The 25936-nt window shown below is 63.2% G+C and carries 19 protein-coding genes; 7 read left to right on the top strand and 12 right to left on the bottom strand.

Going from position 1 to position 25936, the window contains the following annotated elements; all coding sequences use genetic code 11:
• Positions 1–44: 44 nt before the first annotated feature.
• Both FO013_RS03705 and FO013_RS03700 read right to left on the bottom strand, forming a co-directional pair.
• The gene (locus tag FO013_RS03705; RefSeq protein ID WP_143921216.1) at positions 45–1208 is read right to left on the bottom strand and encodes an alkaline phosphatase family protein; all 1164 of its coding nucleotides are present in this window, start codon (positions 1206–1208) and stop codon (positions 45–47) included.
• Positions 1208–1795 carry a DUF5998 family protein gene (locus FO013_RS03700; protein ID WP_143921215.1) on the bottom strand — a complete coding sequence of 196 codons (588 nt, stop codon included), beginning with the start codon at positions 1793–1795 and terminating at the stop codon, positions 1208–1210. Before FO013_RS03700 ends, FO013_RS03705 begins: the two co-directional genes overlap by 1 nt.
• 122 nt (positions 1796–1917) lie before the next feature.
• On the opposite strand from FO013_RS03700, the gene FO013_RS03695 reads away from it, so the two are divergent.
• From FO013_RS03695 to FO013_RS03685, 3 genes are all read left to right on the top strand, one after another.
• Positions 1918–4590 (top strand): bifunctional acetate--CoA ligase family protein/GNAT family N-acetyltransferase, encoded by a 2673-nt coding sequence (locus FO013_RS03695; RefSeq protein WP_143921214.1) that lies wholly within the window; start codon positions 1918–1920, stop codon positions 4588–4590.
• A 239-nt stretch (positions 4591–4829) separates the two neighbouring features.
• Positions 4830–5384 (top strand): TetR/AcrR family transcriptional regulator, encoded by a 555-nt coding sequence (locus FO013_RS03690; protein WP_143921213.1) that lies wholly within the window; start codon positions 4830–4832, stop codon positions 5382–5384.
• Between the two features lie 286 nt (positions 5385–5670).
• Positions 5671–8418: a DNA gyrase/topoisomerase IV subunit A gene (locus FO013_RS03685; protein WP_143921212.1), complete on the top strand. Its 2748-nt coding sequence runs from the start codon at positions 5671–5673 to the stop codon at positions 8416–8418.
• A gap of 163 nt (positions 8419–8581) precedes the next feature.
• On the opposite strand, the gene FO013_RS03680 is transcribed toward FO013_RS03685, so the two are convergent.
• Both FO013_RS03680 and FO013_RS03675 read right to left on the bottom strand, forming a co-directional pair.
• Positions 8582–10312: an adenylate/guanylate cyclase domain-containing protein gene (locus FO013_RS03680; protein ID WP_260847979.1), complete on the bottom strand. Its 1731-nt coding sequence runs from the start codon at positions 10310–10312 to the stop codon at positions 8582–8584.
• On the bottom strand, positions 10309–11256 hold the full coding sequence (locus FO013_RS03675; RefSeq protein ID WP_143921211.1) for a biotin--[acetyl-CoA-carboxylase] ligase: 948 nt from the start codon (positions 11254–11256) through the stop codon (positions 10309–10311). Before FO013_RS03675 ends, FO013_RS03680 begins: the two co-directional genes overlap by 4 nt.
• 67 nt (positions 11257–11323) lie before the next feature.
• Between FO013_RS03675 and FO013_RS03670 the strand changes: the two genes are divergently transcribed.
• Both FO013_RS03670 and FO013_RS03665 read left to right on the top strand, forming a co-directional pair.
• Positions 11324–12904, top strand: coding sequence for an acyl-CoA carboxylase subunit beta (locus FO013_RS03670; RefSeq protein WP_143921210.1), 1581 nt, complete (start codon positions 11324–11326; stop codon positions 12902–12904).
• Positions 12901–13182, top strand: a complete 282-nt coding sequence (locus FO013_RS03665) for a hypothetical protein (RefSeq protein ID WP_143921209.1) — start codon at positions 12901–12903, stop codon at positions 13180–13182. Before FO013_RS03670 ends, FO013_RS03665 begins: the two co-directional genes overlap by 4 nt.
• Positions 13183–13303: 121 nt before the next feature.
• Here the strand turns inward: FO013_RS03665 and FO013_RS03660 are convergent, their stop codons facing one another.
• From FO013_RS03660 to FO013_RS03640, 5 genes are all read right to left on the bottom strand, one after another.
• Positions 13304–15133 carry an MDR family MFS transporter gene (locus FO013_RS03660; RefSeq protein WP_143921208.1) on the bottom strand — a complete coding sequence of 610 codons (1830 nt, stop codon included), beginning with the start codon at positions 15131–15133 and terminating at the stop codon, positions 13304–13306.
• Complete coding sequence (locus FO013_RS03655) at positions 15130–15960, bottom strand: TetR/AcrR family transcriptional regulator (protein WP_143921207.1); 831 nt, start codon at positions 15958–15960, stop codon at positions 15130–15132. The genes FO013_RS03660 and FO013_RS03655 overlap by 4 nt, the downstream gene beginning before the upstream one ends.
• A 112-nt stretch (positions 15961–16072) precedes the next feature.
• The gene (locus FO013_RS22765) at positions 16073–16231 is read right to left on the bottom strand and encodes a VOC family protein (RefSeq protein ID WP_260847978.1); all 159 of its coding nucleotides are present in this window, start codon (positions 16229–16231) and stop codon (positions 16073–16075) included.
• A 329-nt stretch (positions 16232–16560) separates the two neighbouring features.
• Entirely contained in the window at positions 16561–17358 is a 798-nt protein-coding gene (locus FO013_RS03645; protein WP_143921206.1) for a carbon-nitrogen hydrolase family protein, read from the bottom strand.
• Between the two features lie 153 nt (positions 17359–17511).
• Positions 17512–18708 carry an MFS transporter gene (locus FO013_RS03640; protein ID WP_143921205.1) on the bottom strand — a complete coding sequence of 399 codons (1197 nt, stop codon included), beginning with the start codon at positions 18706–18708 and terminating at the stop codon, positions 17512–17514.
• A gap of 244 nt (positions 18709–18952) precedes the next feature.
• Between FO013_RS03640 and FO013_RS03635 the strand changes: the two genes are divergently transcribed.
• Positions 18953–20623, top strand: a complete 1671-nt coding sequence (locus FO013_RS03635; protein ID WP_143921204.1) for a DUF885 domain-containing protein — start codon at positions 18953–18955, stop codon at positions 20621–20623.
• 33 nt (positions 20624–20656) lie between these two features.
• Complete coding sequence (locus FO013_RS03630; protein ID WP_143921203.1) at positions 20657–21364, top strand: GntR family transcriptional regulator; 708 nt, start codon at positions 20657–20659, stop codon at positions 21362–21364.
• Positions 21365–21443: 79 nt separating this feature from the next.
• On the opposite strand, the gene FO013_RS03625 is transcribed toward FO013_RS03630, so the two are convergent.
• The 3 genes from FO013_RS03625 to FO013_RS03615 all read right to left on the bottom strand — a co-directional run bounded on the left by FO013_RS03625 (position 21444) and on the right by FO013_RS03615 (position 25608).
• Positions 21444–22169 carry an aspartate/glutamate racemase family protein gene (locus FO013_RS03625; RefSeq protein ID WP_143921202.1) on the bottom strand — a complete coding sequence of 242 codons (726 nt, stop codon included), beginning with the start codon at positions 22167–22169 and terminating at the stop codon, positions 21444–21446.
• Positions 22170–22230: 61 nt separating this feature from the next.
• Positions 22231–23748: an NCS1 family nucleobase:cation symporter-1 gene (locus FO013_RS03620; RefSeq protein ID WP_143921201.1), complete on the bottom strand. Its 1518-nt coding sequence runs from the start codon at positions 23746–23748 to the stop codon at positions 22231–22233.
• 348 nt (positions 23749–24096) lie between these two features.
• Complete coding sequence (locus FO013_RS03615) at positions 24097–25608, bottom strand: MFS transporter (RefSeq protein WP_143921200.1); 1512 nt, start codon at positions 25606–25608, stop codon at positions 24097–24099.
• Positions 25609–25936 lie beyond the last annotated feature (328 nt).

Genomic DNA, 25936 nt, shown 5'->3' with positions numbered 1-25936 from the left:
TCGAAAGGCTCCGTTCATCACACAACTCTGTTCACGGACCCTACTCACACCACGAGCAGGGGAATGTGGAGTTCGCGTTCCGTCGTCGACCCATGGTGGCCGATGAGCGCGATAGCGGAGGCGGATTCGTTGTCCGAGTCGACGATGGCGAATTCGTCCTGGCAGATGACCATGAAGTCCCCGATGCGCTGGCGGAAGCGGGGGTCGACAGGACCGAAGTAGCCGCGCCGGATGGCCTCATCGCGGCTGAGGATGAGCGCCCTGTCCCCCACTGTCTCGGTCCAGGCCGAGCAGACGTCAGCCTCGGCGCCCTGAGCGGCATAGAGGTGGACGGCGCGCGGTTCGCCGCCGACATGCCTGACTCCCTGCCGCAGTTCAGGAGCATCGGCAAGGTCGAGACGTAGGTTGTGATCGATGTCGACCATGCCGTGATCGGCGGTGACGATCATCGTCGAATCGGCCGGCAGACCGTTGGCCAGCTGCGACAGTGCCAGGTCGACGTGTTCGAGCTCCTCGGTCCACTGCAGGGAGTTCGATCCGTGGACGTGGCCCGTCTTATCGAGGTTGCCCCAGTAGAGGTAGACCAGCCGACGGCCGGGAGCCTTCGCCTCTTCGATGGCCTGAGCGCAGCGCTGTTCGAGCGTCTTCGACGCCCGGAACCGGCCCCCACGCAGGGAAGCACGGTTCAGGCCGCGACCGGCGAACTTCGCCTCGCCGAGACTGACCACGTCGACCTCGGCCGCGGTGAGTCGCTCGAACAGGGTCGCATCAGGCACCCAGGCAACCGGGTCGACGTCGAGGTCCCAGGTCAGCTGGTTGAACACAGCGTCTCTGGCTGGGTCGAGGACGCGGTATCCGACGACGCCGTGGCCGCCGGGCAGACGCCCTGTGGCCAACGAAGACAAGGAGTTCGCGGTCGTCGAGGGGAACCCTGTGGACAGGGTCCGTCGTGAGGCCGCCAGAGACCGGAAGAATGGAGTGTAGCCGCTGTACTGCTTGAGCTGGCTCTCCCCCATACCGTCGATGAGGACGACGATCGTCGTCCTCGAGTCCCGGTCAAGGCCCAGCGACTGAGCCCGAGCGCGCACCGAGTCATCGAAGATGTCCCCCGCGCCGAGGCTGAGGGCCGCGGCGGGAACCACGTCGGAGAGGATGGGCCCGGAGTAGTCGGGTGGCCCCGTCAGGGGTGAGGTGCTCGCATCTGCCATCAGCGGCGAGACCGCAGCCTGGCTTGGAACACCGCGGCACGCAGCTTTCCGGCGAATTCTCCGATGCGATCAACTGCCGCCTGGCCTTCGGCCTCGGCGGACACGCGCAGCATGACGTCTTCAGAGAAGATGGATCCGCCGTAGCCGTGATCGGCCGCGCAGTCCGGGTCACCACAGGTCTCCGGGAAGGCTTCGATGCGTCGAGAAGCGCCCCATGACATGGTCAGGGACACCTCGACAGGCTTGTCGCCGGGAATGAATGCAGCAGGGTCGGCAAACGTCCGGCCGACCATGACGGTGCCGAGGCGCTCGAGTTCGATGTCTTCGCTGCTCGTCACGGCCCGCGGTTTGGAACCGGGTGCAGCATTCGGGTCATCGTCGACGTGCGCAAGCAGCAGCCGTGTCTCGGTGAGCACGAAGGCGGTGACGTGACGGTGAATGGATTCGATGTCGACATGCGTGTCGATGTGAACGAAATGAGCGAGCACCGGTTCGTCGAACAGAGAATCAGCCAGAATCCCCTGTGTGAGCTGTGGGTAATATCCGGCCGACTGCAGATCGTGAACGAGAACTTCGGGTAAAGCCATGACTCCCATTGTGCCGTACTCGCCCGCCTCTTCCCACTTCGCCCCATTCCTTCGGCTCCCGTTCTGCGACCTTGCAGGTCTTGTACGGCCTGGGACTCTCGCCATCCGCTTATGCTGGGAACATGGAAAACTATCCTTCCGAGTGGGAAGCCGATGTCGTCCTGCGCGATGGTGGCACCGCCCATCTGCGTCCCATCGTCCCTGGCGATGCCGATGCACTCTCGAAGATGCATGAGGCCCAGTCGCCCGAGTCCATCTACCTGCGTTTCTTCGCCCCGCTGCCCAGGTTGCCCAAGCGCGATCTGGACCGGTTCGTCACCGTTGACCATCACGACCGAGTGGCCATGATCATGCTGGTCGGATCCGATATCATCGGCGTCGGGCGCTTCGACAAGATCTCAGCCACCTCCGCCGAGGTGGCCTTCAATATCGCCGATGCCCACCAGGGACGCGGCATCGGTTCGATCCTCCTTGAGCATCTCGCAGCCGCAGCCCGGGATCTGGGGATCCGCAGATTCACCGCCGAGGTGCTGCCTCAGAACCGATCGATGCTGCAGGTCTTCCAAGCCGCCGGCTACGAGGTCTCTCGCGGTTTCGACGACGGCGTCGTAGCCGTGAACTTCGACATCGACCCGACGGCACGGTCGATCGAAGTCCAGGCCTCTCGGGAGCACCGTGCCGAGGCACTGAGCGTGCGCACGGTCCTCCACCCCACCTCGGTGGTGGTCATCGGCGCCAGCCGCAAACGCAATTCCACCGGCCATCTCCTGATCCGCAACATCACCTCGGCGAAGTTCACCGGCGACCTCTGGGTCGTCCACCCGGAAGTGGACCAGATCGCCGGAGTCCAGGCGTATCCGAGCCTGGATGATCTGCCCGGCAAGGCAGACCTCGCCGTGATCGCGGTGCCTGCGGAGTCCGCCACCGAGGTGGTCCAGGAGTGCGCGGCCCACGGGGTGAAAGCGGTCCTCGTCATCTCCTCGGGATTCGCCGAGACCGGTGAGGCCGGGGCCGAGCTGCAGCGCCAGATGGTCTCCACCGCCCGCGCCTACGGGATGCGCGTGGTCGGCCCGAACTCCTTCGGCCTCGTCAACGAGTCCGAGAACATCTCGCTGAACACATCGCTGGCCCCGTTCCTGCCGGCATCGGGCACGCTCGGCCTGTTCAGCCAGTCGGGCGCGCTGGGCACCGCACTGCTGGCGGCGGCGAAGAAGCGCGGACTCGGCATCTCCACGTTCGTATCCGCAGGCAATCGCGCCGACCTCTCCGGCAACGACGTCCTCCAATACTGGGAGGAGGATCCGGCGACGAAGACCGTCGGCCTCTACCTCGAATCGATCGGCAACCCGCGCAAGTTCGCCCGCATCGCCCGCCGGGTCTCACGCGTCAAACCGGTCATCGTCATCAAATCCGACCTCACCGGCCGCGAGCTGCCGCCCGGGCACATCGTGCGCACCTCGTCTCTGGCACCGAACACCCTCGACCAGGTGCTTGGTCAGGCGGGCGTGATCAGGGCCGATACGATCCACCAGCTCTTCGACTTAGCCCAGGTGTTCTCGACCCAGTCCCTGCCCGCGGGCAGGCGCCTGGGTGTCATCGGCAACTCGGCGGCGATGGCCACACTCGTCATTCAGCGGGCTCGCTCTGAGGGTCTGCACGTCGAAGCCGACCCGGTGTCTCTGCACCCTGAGGTCGAGGCAGAGACGTTCCGGGACGAGCTCGAGGCGATGTATGCCCGCGAAGACATCGACTCCGTGATCGTCACCTTCACCCCCTCGGCCGGAGCAGAGGAATCCGAGATCGCGGCCCACCTCGCCGAAGCGGCGGCCCGTTCGAAGAAGACGACCGTGGCCTGCTTCCTCGGCATCCAAGGTGTCCAGGACGAGCTGACCACTCACCTCAGCGACAGCGAAGGCAACCGGAACTCACACACCGTACCCAGCTACGTCGGACCCGAAGACGCCGTATGGTCCCTGGCCAGGGCCACCGACTACGCCCGCTGGCGAGGCGCTGACCACGGCCGATTCCTTGAGGTCGAAGACCTCGACGACAAGGGCGTGCGCACGATCATCGAATCTGCACTCTCCGAGGCCCAGACGGGCCGGCCCGTTCGACTCGAGCGGGATCAGGCGAGGGCTCTGCTGTCCTGCTACGGGATCGAGGTGCTGCCCCACATCACCGCGGCCTCGGTGGATGAAGCCCTGTCCGCTGCCGACGACATCGGATATCCGGTCGCACTCAAGGCCGTATCGAACACCCTGCGCCATCGGATGGAGCTGGGCGGTGTGCGACTGAACATCGACTCACCGGAGGAGCTGCGCGAGGACTTCCAAGCGATCCAGGAGACCATCAGCTCCCTGCTCGTCGACGAGGACCCTCTGGTCGACGTTCAGGCCATGGCTCCCCCGGGAGTCCCCTGCGTCATCCGTGCGGGCGAGGACCGCCTGCTGGGGCCGCTGCTGTCGTTCTCCCTGGCCGGGGATACGACGGAGTTGCTCGGCGATGTCGAGCATCGCGTGGCCCCGTTGACGGACAAAGATGCTGAGGACATGATCCGATCGGTCAAGTCCTCGCCGAGGCTGTTCGGCTATCGGGGTCTGCCGCCGGTGAATATCGATCCCCTCAAGGATGTGCTCGAACGCCTGTCGGTGCTCGTCGAGAGGCACCCGCAGATCCTCGAACTCGAAATCCACCCCATGGTCGCCACTGTGACCGGCGGACATCTTCTGAGTGTGAGGATTGATCTGCTCACCGATTCCACACGAATCGATTCGACGCGGAGACTGCTGAGCTGACGCCCCCGGGGAATTCAGAGACGGCCCATTTAGTGAGAACCGACTGTCAGTTTGGCGAGTCTTATACCAATTCTTCTCTATTCCAGGTAGTGTCTGTATCCGTTCGGCACGAAACGTTATGAATTCGTGTTTTAGTGTGTGGCCATACATTGGCCATAGTCTGTGGCCAGCCACTGGCCACCCACCATCCAAAAGGCACCTGTACTGCGGGTGCCTCACGAGAGTGAGGCATGAAAGAAATGATTTCACGAAGAGACGTCGTCACCGACTCCGCGATTGCTGTAGTCGCCGAACAGGGAGTTCGTGGACTCACCCACAGGGCAGTCGATGCCCTTGCCGAACTGCCCGTCGGCTCGACATCGAATGTCTACCGTACCCGTGATGCCCTGATCACTGGAATCATGGAGCGCATCGGAGACCTCAACTCGCAGCAGCTCGACCGTCTGCCGGACATGTTCCGGGACAGCGGAAAACCCGCGCTGGAGATCTCCGTCGATTTCTGCATGAACTGGCTGACGACCGACCGCAACCGCTTCTACACGATGATCATGCTCAGCCTCGACCCGGCGCTTCCGAACGAAGCCTTGGCCGCGAAGCAGAAGAACACTGCGAAGATCGACGAGTTCGTCATGCGATTGGCCAATGTCGATGCTGAGATGGCTCGCGCGATGAATAGCTCCGTGATGGGAATGATGATCACCGAGCTGATCGCAGGAACGGCCGATCGCTCCCACGTCGAATCATTCATGGGGCAATTCCTCACATGGGTGGGCAACAACACGACGCAGGCCTGACCTTTCCGAAGAACGGGCCTGAACTCTCCGAACCTGATCCCTTCGCTGGCACAGTTCCGATGCCGCTTCGGCGCACAGACGCTCGCACACTTCGACACAACACACACAGCCGATCATCACACCGCGGACGCTGGCAGACAACGACACGGACGCCCCGGAAATGCGGGCTTGAGCCGTAGAACTCAAATCGAACGCTAGAATCGACGGGTGCTCTCCGTTGTCGATGCCGAACCTCGGCGTGTAAGAGAGCACCCGGAGCGGAAAATTCGTGCGTCAAAGGAGTTCCATGACCGAAGGCAGAGTCATCGATGTCGACGTCTCGTCAGAGATGGAGAGTTCGTTCCTCGAATATGCGGTCTCGGTCATCCACTCCCGCGCCCTGCCCGATGCCAGGGATGGGCTCAAGCCCGTCCAGCGTCGCATCGTCTACCAGATGGGCGACATGGGTCTGCGCCCCGAGCGTGGGCATGTGAAGTCCTCTCGCATCGTCGGCGATGTCATGGGCAAGCTCCACCCGCACGGCGACACTGCGATCTACGATGCGCTGGTGCGCCTGAGCCAAAGCTTCATCATGCGCGTACCGCTCGTCGACGGCCACGGTAACTTCGGCTCCCTCGACGACGGTCCTGCCGCCCCGCGTTACACGGAGGCCCGGCTGACCTCGGCCTCCATGCAGATGATCGCCGGCCTCGATGAGGACGTCGTCGACTTCGTCGGGAACTACGACAACACACTTACCCAGCCCGACGTTCTGCCCAGTGCTTTCCCGAATCTGCTCATCAACGGCACGTCCGGAATCGCCGTGGGCATGGCCACCAATATGGCTCCGCACAATCCGGGTGAGGTCATCGCCGCCTGCTGCCACCTGATCCGCAATCCCGAGGCTGGCCTGGCCGAGCTTATGCGCTTCATCCCCGGTCCCGATCTGCCCACCGGCGGACGGATCATCGGCCTCGATGGGGTCCGTGAGGCCTACGAGACCGGTCGCGGTACGTTCCGCACCAGAGCCACGGTCTCAATCGAGAACATCAATGCCCGCCGCAAGGGCATCGTCGTCACCGAGCTGCCCTACCTTGTGGGACCGGAGAAGGTCGTGTCCAAGGTCAAGGACGCTGTCGGGGCGAAGAAGCTCACCGGCATCGCTTCGATCGATGACTACTCGGACCGCAAGAACGGAATGCGTCTGGTCATCGGCATCAAGAACGGGTTCAATCCGGAGGCAGTCCTCGCTGAACTCTATCGGCAGACCCCGCTCGAGGAATCGTTCAGCATGAACAACGTCTGCCTCGTCGACGGCCAGCCGCGGACACTGGGACTGCGCGAGCTCCTGACCGTCTACCTCGCCCACCGCATCAACGTCATCCGCCGCCGCACCGTGTTCCAGCTGCGCAAGGCCAAGGACCGCCTCCACCTCGTCGAGGGTCTGCTCATTGCGATCCTCGACATCGACGAGGTCATCCAACTCATCCGCTCCTCCGACGATGCAGCCACGGCGCGCACTCGCCTGATGGACGTCTTCGAGCTCTCCGAGCTCCAGGCCACCTACATCCTCGATCTGCAGCTGCGCAGGCTGACCAAGTTCTCGCGCATCGAGCTCGAAGCCGAGCGTGACGAACTGCGCAAGAAGATCGACTACCTCGAGGACCTGCTCGCCGATGAGGCCAAGCTGCGTGAACTCGTCGCCACGGAGCTCGAGGCGACGGCAGAGGCCATCGGTTCACCTCGGCGCACGGTCCTCATCGAAGGATCGATGAAGGAGCTTTCAGCCAAGGGCAAGAAAGCTCAGTCTGATCTCAAGATCGCCGACGCCCCCTGCCGGGTCCTCCTCTCGACCTCCGGGCGCATCGCCCGAACCGCTGATGCCTCGGCACTGCAGAGGATCGGGAAGCGCTCGAGCCATGATGCGCTGCGAGCGGAGATCGTATCGACGACTCAGGGCAAGGTCGGGGCGGTGACCTCGACAGGTCGTCTGCACATGGTCGATGTCGTCGACCTCCCGGCTCTGCCGCCGGCCGCGACACGTCCGAACGTCGCCGGCGGCGTCAAGATCGCCGACTACGTGACGTTGGAGAAGAATGAGACTGTCCTCGGTCTCATCGACCTCGACCGTGAGTTCGTCGTCGGCACCGCAGGCGGTGTCGTCAAACGCGTGTCCGTGGCTGCCAAGCCGAACAAGAGCGAGTGGGAGGCGATCACACTCAAGGGCAAAGACTCCGTGATCGGCGTTGCTCAGCCGAAGGACATCGATGAGTCCCTGGCGGTGTTCGTGACCTCGAATGCGCAGCTGCTGGCCTTCGATGCCTCCGGACTGCGAGCACAGGGCTGGAACGCCTCAGGTGTGGCCGGGATGAAGGTTGCCGCCGATGCGCGCGCGCTGTTCTTCGGTATGACTCCCAAGGAGGCCAAAACCGACGAGGACGGCGACGCCGACACCAGAATCGGCACGTTCGCCGTGGTCACAGTCGCAAGTGGCGAGAACTTCTACGGCGCACCATCGTCGTCGATCAAGGTCAGCGACTTCTCCGAATATCCGACCAAGGGCCGTGCGACCTCGGGTGTGCGTGCTCACAAGTTCCTCAAGGGCGAAACCGAGCTGTCCCTGGCCTGGGTCGGCGACACCCCGCAGGCGGCTGCCCAGGCAGGAGGGGCCAGGACGCTTCCGGCCGAGATGTCCAAGCGCGATGCCACGGGCTCGCCCCTCGAGTCAAAGATCGACGTCATCGGAACGGTCCCTCGCCTCGGTGGCGCCGAAGGTCCTGTCGGCGGTGCTGCAGGTGGCGGTTCTGCGGGTGACGGCGATGACGCGGGCGGCGGTTCCGCTGCAGGTGGCGAGTCCGGCGGAGGTTCGACGTCCCCGGCTGCGACCCGCTCGCAGGGATTGGCGACGAGTTTCGACGAGCTCGACCTCGACCTTGACGACGGGCGTGATCTCGATGAGGCGAAAGAAGAGATCGCCCGTTCGAAGATCGACTCCGACGACGCCGTCATCGTCTCCCATGACGACGACGATGACGACGACACAGCGCTGTTCTGAGGAATTGGCTGAGAAAAGCTGCCCTGCCGTCAGCAGTGATCGCGATCACGGGCCACTTCACTAGTGGTACCCGTACTCGCGTAGACAACCACTGCAGCTGTATGACTTCCAGCTAACAGTGCGAAGCGCTGTCAACGGTGCGGGGTACGCCGTGGCGTCAGGCTCAGTTTTCGTCGTCGTCGAGGTCCAGCTTCATTCGGGCAGCCGTTCCACGCTTCATCTCGCCGATGCCGGTCTCCCCCAGCCCTTGGAGCGAGATAGATTCGCGCCGCTCGAACACATAGGCATCCGAGGCAGAGAGAACCCGAGCGGTGTCCTCATCGGTGAAGATCGTGCCCGGATCGGCAACGGCGGTCAGCCGGGCAGCCAGATTGACGCTCGACCCGAAGATGTCGCCCAGGCGAGACAGAACCCTGCCCCAGACGAACCCGACGCGGGCCTGCGGCAGATCCTCGGCCGCAGTCACACGCTCCATCAAGGTCATCGCGATCTCTGCTCCGCCCAACGGCGTCTCGGCGGCGAAGAACACCTCATCGCCGACGGTCTTGATGACTCGACCGCCTCCGGTGGCCACGATGTTGTAGGCCATTCCCTGGAACTCCTGCACCAGATTCGCCAGCTGTCTGGGCTCCATCTTCTGTGAAAGACGCGTGTAGGAGACGAGGTCGATGAAGCCGACCGCACGTGCAAGCGGCATCGAGGAGTCATACCAGCCCTGCCTGTTGTCGATGGCCAGACCATCGGAGACGTTGACGTTGAGTCGTCCCATCACCTCGGCGAGGTTGCGTCGCCAGGAATACGTCAGCATCTTCTGCAGGGGATCGACCATGTCCTCGACGACCTGCAGAGCGTCGCGCCTGGCTTCGGGATCGGTCAGCCCCTTCTCCTCGGTGAGGAAGTCGACGAGAGTCTCCATCTGCCACACCACGAGACGATCCGTGGTCTGGCCGATCGCGCGAGCCAGCGACAGCGCGGTGCCCTGGTCGATGAGGCCGTCGGCCACAGGCTTGGCCCACATGCGCAGCGCATGGGCATCGCTGACGGTGTAGGCCTTCTCCGTGCCGTCCGTCTGGGACATGCCCAACGCTCGCCACATCTTGCGCGCAGAGACCGTGGAGATTCCCCCGAGTTTCGCCGCTTCACGCCGGTCGAGCACGCGTTTGCCGTCGAGCAGGATCTCTTCGAGCCGTTCAGCCGCGGTGCGGGTTTCGTAGATGGTGTCGTCTTCGTCTGCCTCGTCGAGGATCTGCAGGGCCGCGGTGCGCGGATCCTCGTGCAATCCTCCGAAGAAGTCGCCGCCCACCTCATTGCCGGAAGAGTCGTCAGTTGATTCCTCGTCTTCTGCCCACGGGACCGTCGACATCGCCGAGGTGGCGGGCAGTGTGGCGGGCAGGTCCTCGTCGCCGTGCTCAATACCTTGGACAGAGGGTGGCGCCGAGGCGGCTGGAGGCTCAGCGGCATCCGGCGACGAGTCGATCTGATCGTCCGTGATCACCGGAATCGAGTTCGGTTCCTGGATCGTGCTGGGTTCCTGGTCGGTGCTGGGTTCCTGGCTTGAGTTACCAGTCCGGTTCGGGCCGCTGGCCTGGTGCGAATCCTCTGGTTCGGCTGCTCCTGAATTGTTCTCGCTGGATTCCCGAGCTTCAGAAGACCCCCTAGTGCCGCTGCTGTCCTGCTCTTGGGCGGAGTCCTGCTCTTCAGTTCTATTCGACGCTGTGTCGTTCGAAGCGGTGCGGTTCGAAGCGGTGCCACTCGAAGGTGTGTCGTTCGAGGCTGAGTCGTCCGAACCGGCGTGGGTCGAGTCGACGCCGTTCGACGAGTGCATGTCGGTGCCATCGGCACTCTCATCGGGCACGATGTTGAATTCGGCGGTGAAATCCGAGACGCCCGTCATCTGCGGCCCCCAGCTTCTGTCCCCGTGGTTTCCGGCCCCGTACTGTCACCGGCCGGTCGCAGGTGGTGGACATCGCCTGCGCTGACGCAGATGTCATCGTCGATGATGAGGTCGCCACCGGCGTCGAGCCCTGTGGCACGGCCGTAGAGGTTGCTTCCGTCGGGGCGTTCGACCCTGACCCGTGTCCCGAGAGTCACCATATTCGCACGCACCTCTTCGCCGACCGTGCTCCGGCTGAAATCGTCATCGTCATACTCGACAAGCTCCCTGTAGGCAGGAATCAGTGTGCTCAGAATCGAGATTAACAAGTCTTCATGAGCAACTTCTGAGCCGTCGCCGTCCTTTTCGATCGCAATGGAGCTGGCGCTCTCACGAGGCAGATCGTCAGGTTGCAGACGAGTGTTGATCCCCATCCCCAGAACGATTCGCGGCCCTGTCGGCAGCGGTTCGACCCGAGCGAGGATCCCGCACAGCTTCTTCCCGTCCTGCGTCAGCACATCATTGGGCCACTTGAGTACGGCAGGCACACCCACCTCGGCGATGGCGGCTCGAACGGCCTCACCGGCAATCAGGGGAATCCATCCCCACGAGTCGAAGACGCCACCCGGTGCCAGCAGGATCGAAAACGTCAGGGACCGGCGCGGGGGCACTGTCCAGGTCCGACCCAACCGGCCGTGGCCGGCGTTCTGATGATCGGTTCCGTAGACGGAGAACTCGGCGGGCACCTCGGCGAGGCCGCTGCTCTCGGAGCTCGCGATCCGGCGCATGCGATCGGTGGGGTCGTCGGTGAGGGTGGATTGTCCGCGCACCAGTGCAGCCAGCTCGTCGTTCGTCGACGAACACACGTCGTCCCAGATGACAGTGGGTAGAGCGAGACCACGGTCCGCGGCCTTGCGGCGCAGTGATTCGACATCGATGAGGAAGGAATTGTGTTGGCTGTTCACCAGTCCACTTTAGATTCTTTTGGCGAGAGTGCACAATGATCCCACCGTGCGTCGTTATTGTGGAGGCATGACGGATACCCCACGTACAACAGTTGAGCGCATCGACGCTTTCGTCCAGCGCCGGGATGCGGCCCACACCGGCAATGTGAAGTCGGTGGAGAACCAGCACAAACGCGGCAAGCAGACCGCTCGCGAACGGATCGAAGCGCTCCTCGACGAGGATTCGTTCCAGGAGATCGACGAGTTCGCGCGCCACCACAACCACCAATTCGGGATGGAGAACAACCGCCCCGATGGCGACGGCGTCGTGTGCGGTCTGGGCACGATCGAGGGCAAGACCGTGGCCGTATTCGCTCACGACTTCACCGTCCTCGGCGGCTCCCTCGCCGAGGCGAATGGTCGGAAGATCGTCAAGGTCCAGAAGCTTGCCATCAAGCTGGGCTGCCCCATCATCGGCATCAACGACTCCGGCGGCGCCAGAATCCAGGAGGGTGTGGGCTCGATCGCTCTGTTCGCAGAGATCTTCCGCCTCAATGTGGCCTCCTCCGGTGTGATCCCGCAGATCTCGCTCATCATGGGCCCCTCGGCCGGCGGCGCCGTCTACTCCCCCGCACTGACCGACGTCACGATCATGGTCGATCAGACCAGCCACATGTACATCACAGGCCCCGACGTCATCAAAACCGTCACCGGCGAAGAGGTCGGCCATGAGGAGCTCGGCGGCGGCCGCACGAACAACACCGTGTCCGGCAATGCCCACTATCTGGCCAGCGACGAGGACGATGCACTGAACTATGTGCGCGACCTGCTCTCATTCCTGCCGCAGAACAACCTCGACCCCGCCGATGCCGACGAATTCGAATCGGACCTGAGCGTCGCACCTGAGGACGAGGCCCTGGATACGCTCATGCCGGATTCGCCTTCACAGCCCTATGACATCCTCGATGTCGTCACCACTGTCCTCGACGATGCAGAATTTCTGCAGGTCTCCGAACTCTTCGCCCCGAACGTCGTCACCGGATTCGGACGCGTCGAGGGAGTCAGCGTCGGGGTCATCGCCAACCAGCCGATGCAGCTGGCGGGGACTTTGGACATCGATGCCTCGGAGAAGGCCGCCCGTTTCGTGCGCCTCTGCGATGCCTTCAACATTCCGATCCTCACGTTCGTCGACGTGCCCGGCTTCCTGCCCGGCACCGATCAGGAGTTCAGCGGCATCATCCGCCGCGGGGCCAAGCTCATCTACGCCTACGGTGAGGCGACAGTTCCCCTGATCACTCTCATCACCCGCAAAGCCTACGGCGGAGCGTACTGCGTCATGGGTTCCAAACAACTCGGCGCAGACATCAACCTCGCCTGGCCCAGCGCGCAGATCGCGGTCATGGGCGCTCAGGGTGCGGCGAACATCGTCTACCGGCGCAAGCTCAAGGCCGCCGGTGAAGCGGGCGAAGACGTCGATGCGCTGCGGGACGAGCTGATCCAGGACTACGAGGATGCCCTCCTCAACCCGTATCTGGCGGCCGAAGAGGGCTACATCGACGCGGTCATCAAGCCGAGCGAGACCCGGAACCGCATCGTGCGCGGCCTGCGGGCGCTGAAGAACAAGCATGTTGACGCTCCAGCGCGCAAGCACGGTAACATCCCACTATGAGCCAGGATGCACACGAGGCCACAGCCACCTCGGCGGTCGAGGAACGGACGCAGGTGCGAGCCCACGACGGCGAGCCCGTCAGCGATGACATGGCCAATGCCGCAGCGGTGGCGGCCGTCGTTGCGATCCGACAGGTGGCCCTTGCCTACGCTGCCAATCAGGCGGCGGCATTGGACCAGATGGAGACGGCGAAGCACGATCGCGCAGGGTTCAATGCCCCACGCCGCAACGTGCGCCGCCGCCTCCCCCAAGCCTGGACCCAGACTCTGGGGCGCTGACGGTGGGGCACTGACCCTGACGCGGGCAGATTGCAGCTGGGTCTCTCGAAGGTAAGTCGTCCTCCCGACGGTAAGCAGCCCCCTCTATGCCACCGGTGAGTCGGTGACATCGGACGTCAGCTCATCGCAGCCGGTATTGGTCCTTCGCCGGGTCGGCTCCGGGCCCCACCCGGTGATCGGGCTCCACCTGATGAATGGTTCCTGTATCGACTCCAGGCCGAGGTGCGGATCCGTCATCGATGGAGACCGTGCTCAGACGCTGAGGACTGCGCCCGTCGGCCGCCGACGAACCGGCCGACGAGTCACCCAAACCGGCTGCTGCTTCACCCGAAACGCTCGTCACGCCTCGCGTCGGGCCGCCCATATCGTCACCGTAGACAGCTTCACCGCGAGCCACCATTCCAGCGACATCGGAGAGCTTGAGCTGCGGCAGGAACCAAGCGAGGACGAAGGCGACGAGGAACACCGGCACCATGTACCAGAACGAGGGCGCCAAAGCATCCGCGTAGGCATTGACGACGAGGTCATGGATGGGGCCGGGCAGCGAGGCCACGGACTCCGGTGTCAGCGAGTCGGTGGTCGGAGCACCTGCCCCAGCACCGCCCGCGCCTGCACCACTGCCGGGAGCCTGCGACATCGCTTCGCCGACCTTGTCTGCCAGCCGGGAGGTGAATATCGACCCGAACAGTGCCGTGCCCACAGAGGCACCGATCTCGCGGAAGTAGTTGTTCGTCGACGTCGCGGTGCCCACCAACTCCGGGGCCACGGAGTTCTGAATGACGAGGACGATGATCTGCATGACCAGGCCAAGGCCGAAGCCCATGGTGAAGATCATGCATCCGATGAGCACCATAGAGGTATCGGCCGTCAACGTGGTCATCCAGGCCAAAGCAATGCCGGCGATGAGGGTGCCGAAGAGCGGGTAGATCTTGTACTTGCCGGTCTTCGACACGATGAAGCCGGAGACGATGGAGGTCAGCATGACGCCGGCCATCATCGGCAGCATGAGCAGGCCGGATCCTGTCACGTCTGTCCCGGATGCCATCTGCATGAAGGTGGGCAGGAATGCCATTGCGGAGAACATGCCCAGGCCCAGCAGCAGGCCGATGACTGTCGAGAGGACGAAGGTCTTGTTCTTGAACAGGAAGATCGGGATGATCGGGTTGCTGACCTTGGATTCGACGTAGACGAAGATGGCAGCGGAGACCACGGTGCCGATGATCAGGGAGATGATTGTCGGCGAGTTCCAGTCATAGTCGTGGCCGCCCCAGCTGGTGACGAGGATCAGCTGCGAGGTCGCGGCCACCATGAAGATGATGCCCAGGACGTCGACCTTCTTGTCCGACTTGTGGCTCGGCAGCTTGAGGGCGAAGAGCGCGATGAAGAATGCGATGATGCCGATCGGGACGTTGATCCAGAAGCACCAGCGCCAGTCCATGTGCTGGGTGAAGAATCCGCCCAGGACCGGACCGAGCACGCTCGAGATCGCAAACAGGCCGCCGAGGGGGCCCATGTACTTGCCGCGTTCGCTGGCGGGAATGATGTCGGCGATGATGGCCTGCGACAGGATCATCAGACCGCCGCCGCCCAGTCCCTGGAAGCCGCGCCAGGCGATGAGTTCCCAGAAGGTCTGGGCCATGCCGGACCCGAATGAGCCGACGACGAAGATCGCGATCGCGACGAGGAAGATGACCTTCCTGCCCCACATGTCGCCGAACTTTCCATACAGCGGCATGACGATGGTCATCGCCAGCAGGTAGATGGTCACCAGCCAGGCCTGATGCTCGACACCGTCGAGTTCACCCACGATCGTCGGCATTGCCGTCGACACGATCGTCTGGTCCAGGGTTGCCAGGAACATGGCGGCCATGAGCGCGGAGAAGATCAAGACGATCGTCTTCTTGGTCAAGACCATCGGGGCCTTCTCAGCAGTTTCGGCTGTTGAACTCATGCCGATTCCTCCTCAAAGATGTCTCGTAGTTCGTCGAACAGTTCTTCGATGACCGGGGCCGGGTCGCCCTCGACCTTGCGCAGACGCATGAACGTCGCCTTGATCGACATCATCGCCAAAGCAGCGAGTGCCTCGGCGCGGATGGACACCGACACCCCGTCGCCGTCGTCATGGCAGTGACCTGAGCCGGAATCATCGGAAGTAGCTTTGGTCGCCGAGGTGGCCGCCGAGTTCTCGTCGGTCGCAGGGGCGCCCGAGGTCGTCGTCGCCCCATCGAGGCGACGTTGGATCATCTCGCGGAACAGGCGCTCGTTGTTGCCCATACGAGACATCTGAACCTGCATGAGCGAAGGGTCCTGCTTCAGCAGCTGGTGGTATTGGTGCATCTCTTCGCGCCTGTTCAGACGTGTCCGCACAACCGAGGCCAACAGATGCTGGAGGTCGGCCAGGAGTCGCCCGCTCGGGCCGCCGGCCTCGAAGGCCTCGATATCGGGCTGGTCCTCATCGTCGAAGACGGTGTCGGCACGGCCCAGCAGAGCTTCTTCTTTGCTGGAGAAGTAGTTGAAGAAGGTGCGCCGGGAGACCCCGCAGCGTTCGCAGATGTCTTCGATGGTGACGTTGGCGTATCCGTTCTCGAGTGCCAGCTCGAGGGCCGCCTGACGCAGAGCCTGACCACGCTCGCGCTTCTTGCGCTCGCGCAGCCCCTCGGGCTGGTCGGCATGGCCTGTGGTCTCGACTGGATCGGGCGCGGCAGAGTCGGCTGCGCGTCCAGGCTCGGCCGCAGCCGAGTCTGCGCGAGTGGGCTCGCCAGAAGATGTGGAATTCATAATCACATTATTGCACCCAGTGCATTTTTGCCTCAAGTGCAAATATTGTGTCTTATGGCACACTCACAGCGAGCACCCGAAATGCGAGACGATGCTCACACCATGCCCCGTCTCAGTCGAACCGCTCGGCCAGGGCCACGACGATGCCCTCTGGGCCGCGAATGCAGCAGAGCCGGAAGATCGACTCGAACTCCGCCACCTCACCGAGCAGTTCGCCTCCGTGCTCACGCAGCCGAGAGATGGTGTCATCGATGTCGTCGACGGCGAACATGATCCGATGCAGTCCCACGTATTGGGCGCAGGGGGCTGCCCTTCGGCACCCACGGCCGTGGGTGCGTGGTACGCGGTGAGTTCGACCTTGCTGTGGCCGTCCGGAGTTCGCATCATCGCGATCTCGCTGCGAATGCCGTCAAGCCCGACGGTCTTGTCCGCCCAGTCGCCTTCGACCACTGTCCTGCTTTCCAGCTCCATGCCGAGCGCGGCGAAGTAGTCGACCGCTGAATTCAGGTTCTCAACGACGATCCCGACGTTGTCCATCCTCTGTATCGCCATGGCCTGGAGCATACAGGTCGCTCCAGGAACGCAGCATAAAGATGAAGTTCAGTACCCGAGCTTGGCGTTCGTCAGCACCGGAATCGTTTCGGCGGCCTTGTCGGCTACGGCGAGGTCCACGTCGACGACCTCGAGAGCCTCTTCACCCTCAAGTGAGGAGACGACGTGGCCGAAGGGATCGGAGACGAGACTGTGGCCGACGCCGGTCGGTCCCTTCTTCGGCACCTCCACCCCGCTGACTTCAGGGTCGGCTTGGCCGATGGCGGCAACGAACATATTGGAGTCCAGTGCCCGGGCACGAGCCAGAGTCTCCCATTGTTCGACCTTGCCCTTCCCTGCACCCCAGGATGCGGAGACGATGGCGAGTTTGGCACCACGACGGCTGATCTCTGCGTACAGCTTCGGGAAGCGGATGTCGTAGCACAGGGTCAGTCCGACGCTCTCACCTGCGAGGTCGATGACGACCGGGTCCTCACCGGGGACGACTGTGTCGGATTCTTTGAAGCCGAAGGCATCGTAGAGGTGGATCTTCGCATAGTCGCGACGCTCACCCCGTGGCGGGTAGACGGCAAGCAGGTTGATCACCTTTTCACCTGAAGTCGCGAACTCGCCGACGATCACGGTGATTCCGGCCTCGGTCGCCAGCTCAGCCATCGCCGTCTGCCAGGACTCGGTGTTCGCCTCGGCCACATCTCGCAGGCCTGGGCCGAAGGCGGACATCGTGGCCTCGGGGAAGACGACGAACTCGGCTCCTGCCTCGGCGGCCCTGTTCGTGTAGTCCCGGACCTTGACGAGATTGTCCGCAACTGTGGTGGTGGAGTTGATCTGCGCGAGTGCGAATTTCATGGCCAGTCCTTGCGATCCGGGAGTGTCAACGGTGCATTCAGACTATCGCGACCGCACGCGCGGAGAAACCTGCGTCCAGCGGGCAGTGACCTCGGTCCAGCCAGCAGTGACCTCCATCCGGCCAACGGAGCGCTCCGTCCAGCCGGCACCACCTCAGTGCAGGTACTCGCGACCGGGACGGCCACCTCGGCGACGGCCGTGGACGAAGTAGTAGACGATCATGCCGAGGGCCACGAGCCCCGCACACAGCATAAACATGCCGTTGCCGCCGGTCAGCGGCATAATGGCGCCGAGAATGATCGGACCGATCCCCGACCCTGCGTCGAGGAGGAGGAAGAACGAGGCCGTGGCCACCGGCACTCTCGACATCGGTACAGACTTCACAGTGATCGCCTGCATACACGGCATGAGCGAGCCGAAGCCCAGGCCGACGAAGACGCCGGCGAGGATGATCCCGGTCATGGTGGGCCACATCGCCAGCAGAACGTTGCCCACGAGGTTGAAGACGAAGACAGGATAGATGACGAAGTTGTCGCCGATGGTGTCCTGCAGGCGACCGACGAACAGTCGTGCTATCAGTGACGCCACGGCGAAGGCGACGAAGAACAGAGAAGCCGCACTCGCGACTCCGTTGTCCTCGGCGTAGCCGGCGAGAAACACCAGAGCCGCGGCATAGGCGGTTCCGGCGATGAGCATGATCGAACCGATGCGCAGACCATCGCGGTCAACGAGCGTACTGACCTTCAAGTGCCATTTGGATCGACGCTGCTCCTCGCTGAGCTCCTGCTGGGGCAGCTTGATGACGACACAGAGGATGAAGGCGACGAGCGACATGAATGCCGAGGCCGCGAAGAGCATCGGGAAGTCGTAGGCGCGCGGAAGGATGACACCCAGATAGGGCCCCAGAGCCGTCGACAGCGTGGTGGCGGTGCCGAAGTAGCCGGTGCCCTCACCTCGGCGAGAGGTGGGGATCACGCTTTGGATCGCGGTCATGATGGCCGTGTTGCCGGCCCCGAAGGCGATGCCGTGGATGATGCGAATGGCGAGGAGCCAGACCAAGGTGTCGGCGAAGATATAGGCGACGGAGGCGAGGATCGAGATCGCCATCGTGATGATGAGCAGTTTCCGTCGACCGATGAAGTCGAGGTACTTTCCGGTCAGCACACGCGCGACGACGGCACCCACGACGAAGGAGGAGGACGCGAAGCCGGCGGCTGCCTCCCCTGCGGAGAATCTGGCGACGGCGTAGCCTGCCATGGACGTCATGAGGAGGTAGAACACCATCGACATCGCCAGGTTGAGACCGATGCCGACGACGAAGTCCTTGGTCCATAGCTGTGCCCGTGCCACTGAAGATCAGTCTCTCTTCCTGTCGAATGATGCGCTCAGTCCCCAGGATGCCCGTTGAGATCGGTGCTCGGCGGTCAGAGCTGATCGGCTGTGATCGGCTGATCGTTGAGATCGGCGAATCTCTGAGATCGGGCTGGGAACCTATCCATGGTATCCGGTGACCCCAGTTGTCGGCGGCCCATTCCAGGGTGATCTTGCTCTAGTCACCTGATTGCTGTGTTCTCGGTCATATAGGGTGAGAATCATGACCCAGAAGAGAACCCCTTCGGCCGTTGACGCCGTTGCTGAAGAATTTGTCGACAGATCACTTGCGCTCTCCCCTTCCCTCGCCCTCTACCTCGGCATCGAGGGCGCTCAGGGCTTCGATGACTTCTCCCCCGCCGGTCTGGCCGCCGCCAACGATCTCACCGTCGAGACGCTGGCCAAGCTCGCCGAGGTTGAGAGGACGGCCGAACTCGACGACGTCGACCTCGTGACCATCGATGCGATGCGTGACCGTCTGAGCGTTGATCGCGACTATTTCGAGGCCGGGCTCAAGCATTCGAGCCTCAACGTCATCGAGTCTCCCCTGCAGTCCATCCGCGACGCATTCGACCTCATGCCCACAGACACCACCGAGGGCTGGGAGACCATCGCCACGACGATGGAAGCAGTCCCGACCTCCGTGGCCGGCTATCAGGAGTCCCTGGCTCTGGCCAAGAGCCGCAGTCAGGTCGCGGCCCGGATCCAGATAGAGAAGGTCATCGAACAGGCCCGCACACTGGCCGAACCGGGCGGCAACTTCGACCAGCTCATCGCCCGCGCCACCGACGTCCCGTCGTCGCTGGGCGAACAGCTGAGCCACCACGCCGAGGCGGCCCGTGAGTCCTTCGCCCACCTCGCCGATTTCCTGGCTGCCGAACTCCTCCCGGCAGCCCCGGAGAATGAGGCCTGCGGTCGCGAGGCCTACACCCTGCACTCGCGTGACTTCCTCGGCGCCGAGGTCGACTTCGATGAGACCTATGCGTGGGGCCTTGAGGAATTGGCCCGCATCGATGCCGAGCAGCGTGAGGTCGCGGCGAGAATCCAGCCCGGTGCCGACCTGTTCGAGGTCATGGAGACGTTGAACAACGATCCCGAGCGGACCCTGCACGGATCCGAGGGGTTGCGTGAGTGGATGCAGAAGGTCGCCGACGAGGCGATCACGGAGCTCGGGAAGTCCCACTTCGACATTCCCGAACCCGTGCGCACGATCGAATGCATGATCGCGCCCTCGGCCACCGGCGGCATCTACTACACCGGACCCACCGACGACTTCTCCCGCCCGGGTCGCATGTGGTGGTCGGTGCCCGAAGGCGTCACCGAGTTCGCCACCTGGCAGGAGAAGACCACCGTCTATCACGAAGGGGTGCCCGGCCATCATCTGCAGGTCGGCCAGGCCACCTATGTCTCTGACACCCTCAACCGCTGGCGCCGACTCATGTGCTGGGTCTCCGGGCACGGTGAGGGCTGGGCCCTCTACGCGGAGAAGCTCATGGCCGACCTCGGCTTCCTCGACGACCCCGCAGACTATCTGGGTATGCTCGACTCGCAGCGTCTGCGCGCGGCACGAGTGGTTCTCGACATCGGCTTCCACCTGGGACTCGACGCGCCCGAGAGCCTCGGCGGAGGGATCTGGGACCGAGAGAAGGCCTGGCAGTTCCTCACCGACAACGTCGCGATGGACCGGTCTTTCCTCGCCTTCGAACTCGACCGCTACCTCGGCTGGCCGGGACAGGCACCGAGCTACAAGATCGGGCAGCGACTGTGGGAGCAGTTCCGCGACGAGGCCAAGGCCGAAGCCGGAGCGGACTTCGACCTCAAGGCCTTCCACACCAAAGCGCTGAACCTGGGATCGGTCGGCCTCGATGCCCTCGGGCGAGCCATGAAGCGCTGACGCTGTGCAGAACACTGGTGGGAGAATGACCTGGTGAAGAACAATGACAGTCCGCGCAGCGATGGCCCGCGCTCTGAGACAGTGCGGGTCACCGAAGTGCTGCGCAACGAGATCATCGACGGCGTCAGGCTGCCCGGCAGCAGACTGGTCGAGCGGAACCTGGCCACCGAGCTCGGGGTCAGTCGTGTGCCGATCCGCGAAGCTCTCAAACAGCTCGCCGCCGAGGGATTGGTGGCGAATCGGCCCAACACCTGGTCGACGGTGCGCGAATTCTCCCCCAGTGACATCGCCGATCTCAACGAAGTGCGGGCCGTCTTCGACATTCTGTCCTTCGAGCTCGCCGCGCAGCGACACAATCGGGAGGGCCTGGCCAAGCTCGAGGCCACCATGGCCAAGGGCAAGGAACTATCGAAGGCCGGCGACGTCGTCGGCGCCCACCGTTCGGCGGCGGACTTCCATGCCATCGTCACCGAGCTCTCCGGCAACCGACTGCTGGCCGAGATCGGTGAGCTCCTCGACTCGCGTATGCGCTGGCAGCTGAGCCAGCACGACGACCTCGATTTCGTCGCCACAGAGCACGCGCAGCTCTACGATGCGATTGCCCATCGTGATCAGGCGAAGGTCAGAGATCTGGCCGCCCGGCACCTCGGAACGAGCCAAGACCAGCATGACAAGCACAAAGAACGCCTCGCCCGGGCCGTCGAAGAGGGCACCGACGAGGGCACCGAATCAGACGAATGACAATCGATCAGCGGCGACAGCGCGACCTCCGGCGACTGACGCAGGCAGCTTCGGGCTCAGCACAGGTCAGGCAGCAAATTCACGCCGCATTGAAGGGCCATCCGCTCATCTGCTTCGGTCGGGCCGTGGCATAGGTTCGGACCTTCGAGGTCTTCAGCCCCAGCCCGACCAGTGACTCGGCCAGTTTCACCGCTGCGGTGACTCCGTCGACGACGGGCACGTCGCATCGCTGGACGATGGTCTCCTTAAGTTCTGCCATTCCCCCGCACCCGAGGACGATGGCCTCCGCACGATCGGACTCGACCGCCTCGGCGGCCTGATCTGCGATCGCGGCAATGGCACGGTCGGGCTGGTTCTCGAGCTCGAGCACAGCCATCCCCGACGCCCGCACCGAGGCGCAGTGAGTGTTCAATCCGGCCAGGAGGAGCCGGTCCTCGATGAGGGGAACGGTGCGGTCGAGGGTCGTGACGACCGCGTACCGGTGGCCGAGGAACATTGCCAGGGCAGCACCCGCCTCGGTGATGTCGATGACAGGCACGTCGAGGAGCTCCTGAAGTCCCTCACGCCCGTGTTCGCCGTATCCGGCCTGAATGACGGCATCGAACTCGCCGGGATACTTCATCACCGCGTCCATGACGCCCAATGCCGCGAGGTAGCTCTCGACATTGCCTTCGCAGGATTCAGCCCCGAAACTGGGGGTCAGCCCGATGATCTCAGTGCCCGCCGCGGCGACCTCTTGTGCCGCATGGACGATGCCTTCGGTCATCGACTCGGTCGTGTTGACGTTGACGACGAGAATCTTCACGTATGTCTCCCGGTGAATTGTGCGTGGGCTGCAAGCGATCGATGGTTGGCGCGATGCGACTTCAGTGCGTCGTGGGGACGGCGATCTCTTCGCCATCGACCTCGCGGAAGGTGAAGCTGCGTCGGGCGATGAAGAAGTAGATGATCGCCGCGATACCCGCCCCACTGAACCAGGAGAACTGGGAGACGCTGACGAACGCGGGCACCAGCGCGAAGACGAGCGAGATGAGCGAGGCGGGGATGAAGGCGCCGATCGCGCGCCAATTGACACCCCGGTGGTAGAAGTACTCGCCGTCGCCAGCCTCGGTGTAGAGCTGGGGCACGTTGACCTTCGTCTTCCGAATCACCCAGTAGTCGATCATGATGATCCCGAACAGAGGCCCCAGCAGCGCGCCGAGCCCGCCGAGGAAGTAGACGATCACAATCGGAGAGTCGTAGAGGTTCCAGGGCAGGATGACGAAGCCGATGATGGCACTGATGAGCGCGGCGCTGCGGAAGTTGAGGTGACGCGGGAACATGTTGGTCAGCGCGTAGGTCGGTGCCACGAAATTCGCCATGAGGTTGACCGCGATCGTGAGGATGAGCAGTGCCACCGAAGCCAGTGCCAGCAGGACGGGGTTGCCGATCGACTGGACGATGTCGGCGGGTGAGGTGATGACCGTTCCGTCGAGCTCGTATTGGGCACCGGCTAAGGAGATGACGACGAGGCCGAAGACGAGCATGTTGATCGGAATGCCCCAGAAGTTGCCGACGACGATGGAGCCCTTCTTCTTCGCGGCACGGGTGAAGTCGGAGAAGTTGAGGACGAAGGTGCCGTAGATCGCGACCCACAGTGATCCACCACCGAGGATGTGCATCCACATCTCCCACCCACTCAGGGCATCTTCCCGCGCCCAGGAGATCGAGAAATCGACGCGTGAGAGCATCCAGACGGCCAAGGAGAGGAAGGTGACGAGGATGATCGGTCCGGCGATCGCCTCGTACTTGCGGATCATCTCCATCCCGTAGCTGACGATCACGACCTGGACGACCCAGAGCAGGGTGAAGGAGAACCACCCCAGGCCGGAGAGGCCGAGGAACTCGGTGTCGGCCCATGACTGGAGGCTGGGCACGAGGGTGAGGAGCAGGACGTTGAGGACGCTCGAGGCCAGGTAGGTCTGGATGCCGAACCAGGCGATGGCAACGATGCCGCGCACGGAGGCCGCGAGTTGAGCGCCGTGGATGCCGAAGGCAATGCGGCTCATCACCGGATAGGGCACTCCCGTCTTGTGTCCCATGAAACCCGAGAGCGTCAGGAGGAAGAACAGGAGGCCGGCGCCGACGAGCAGTGCAACGAGAATCTGCCAGGCACCGAGCCCCAGCGCGAAGAGACCGAGGGCGAACCCGTAATTGCCCAGCGAATGGACGTCATTGGCCCACAGGGTGAACAGGCTGTAGGCGGTCCAGCTTCGCCCTTCCTTCCTGCTCGGTGCCAGGTCCGAGTTGTAGAACCGCGGACTGATGCGATGTGCCGCCAACTGTTCGGGGCTCGGGCCCATCCAGCTGGGTGCAGGATCCTGCGCAATCTCAGTCTTTCTCATGCTGGTCACTCAAATCTGAAAAGCACATCGCTGGGATACCAAACCTCTGATCACAACGCTGTGGCGGCGAGTACTGTCGATATCAGCGTAACCTGAGTCACAGATTACGTGCAACAGCACTGACGCCGATTCCCACAGAACAACCTCAAATACGCCGATCGTGCGGACTGCATCCGTGCTGGCCACGAGCCTTTCGGTGACTTCCGGCACCAAACACATTTGGCATACCATTTATTCTGAACAGCGATCAGAAACGCCTACGCAGCGCCTCCTGCAGACAAGAGCGGGCACCATCAGTTGAGTTCCAACCGATGGTGCCCGAAGGCATGACGCCCCTGCGTCAGACAATCACGCCTCTTCTTCCACATCCTTCGCTGTCGGGTCCCATTTGACGATGCCGACCGCGATGGCTCCGGCCAGCGGGGCACAGGCGACGATCCAGAAGACTCCCGTGCCCATCGAACCCGCCAGGATCGGGAACATGATGAGGGAGACGATCGAGAACGCACGCAGTACCGACTGATTGAAGCCGATGCCGATTCCGCGCAGTCGCGTCGGGTAGGACAGAGTCGCGTAGTTCATCAGGTTGGCTCCGGGTCCGCCGGCCTGTGCGAAGACGAAGGCCGCGAGCATCGCTACTGAGACGAGCACGAGTGCACCGGTCGGTATGCCGACGATAGCCAGCAGGGCAAGTGATGCTGCCTGGATCGCGAATCCGACGAGGGTGATGCGGCGGGTGCCGAACCGGTTGACGATGCTCATGCCCAGCAGTCCGCCGATGGCGCCGAAGCCGAGGTTGATGACGAGTGAGGCGATGATGGTGACCAGCGGCGTCTGGTGGAACAGCGTCGTAATGATCAGTGGCGTGCCGTAGGCGACGGCGTTGTAGCCGAAGGTCGAGAACACTGACACGCAGAGGGCGACGATCGTGCGTACACGGTACTGCGGGGCGAAGAGTTCGGCGAATCCGCTCCATTTGCCGCCGCGCTTCGGCTCTGCAGCTCCGGCCTTCCCTGTGCTGCCGGCATCGGCGGCGAGTTCCACGTCGAGGTGGTGGTGTGAGCGCATGACGTCGACGGCGCCACGCAGGTCACCCTGGTTCGCGAGCCATTCGGGCGATTCTGCGAGGTAGCGGCGACGGACGAGGAGCACGATGAGTGCCGGGACTGCGCCGAACCCGACGACGAGGCGCCACAGGATGGCGTGCTGGTCGTAGGGCAGGCTGACGAAGATGATGAGTACGATGAGGTAGCCGACGCCGGTCGCGATGTACCAGGCAGGTGACCAGGCGTTGACGCGCTGCGAGCGGTTGCCTTTGCCCTTGAGCTTGGAGAATTCGGCGAGGAAGGCCATCGCCACGGGCAGGTCGAGTCCGACGCCGATGCCCATGACGAAGCGGAAGAGAATGAGGACCCATTCGTTCGGGGCTACGGCACAGCCGATGGCGGCGATGACGAAGAACACCATGTCGGCCATGAACAGTTTGTAGCGCCCGAACCGGTCGACGAGGTATCCGCCGAACAGCGCACCGATGACCGCTCCGACCATGATCGAGGCGTTGACGAGCCCGGTCATGAATCCGGTCAGTCCGAACTGTTCCTTGATCGCGGTGATCCCGAAGGCCAGAGAGGAGAAGTCGTAGGCGTCCATGAAGATCCCGCCGAGTGCGAGGATGATGACCGCCTTGGTCTTCGTGCCCTGGGACCCGAATTCGGCGAGGACCGAGTGGATGTCGGATGCGCTGCGGATGATCCGCGGAGGCTTCGTTGCATCGGCTGTGCCTTCCCCCGCCGAGGTGGGGCCTGGGTCGGTCTTGTCTGGTGCGTGCGCCGAAGTGCCGGCTGGTTCTGGACTATTCACAATCGCTCAGTATGGTCTGGGCACGTCCCCGCCCGCTCCCCACGCCGTCACAATATGTCACGGACCGTCGAGGCGTCTCAGAGTCTCAGCGTCTCAGCGTCTCAGCGTCTCAGCGTCTCAGCGTCGAACAAGCCTGCTCCCACTCAGATCTCGGGTCACACACTGCCGCACACACGACTCGCCTCCCTCTACGACGAGATTTACAGTCGACAAACGGATTTCAGTGTGGACTTAAGTTCGTCTGCCTGGGGAAAAGCGACCATTTCTCAACCACAAATTCTCCATGACTGGTCGCTCAGAGCTCGGCCGCACTTTCACATATGTACCG

This window comes from Brevibacterium aurantiacum (genome assembly GCF_007558825.1).
GTDB classification, from domain to species: Bacteria; Actinomycetota; Actinomycetes; order Actinomycetales; family Brevibacteriaceae; genus Brevibacterium; species Brevibacterium aurantiacum_A.
Note: the sequence above shows the minus strand (reverse complement) of the source record. Positions and strands in the feature narration are given on the sequence as shown.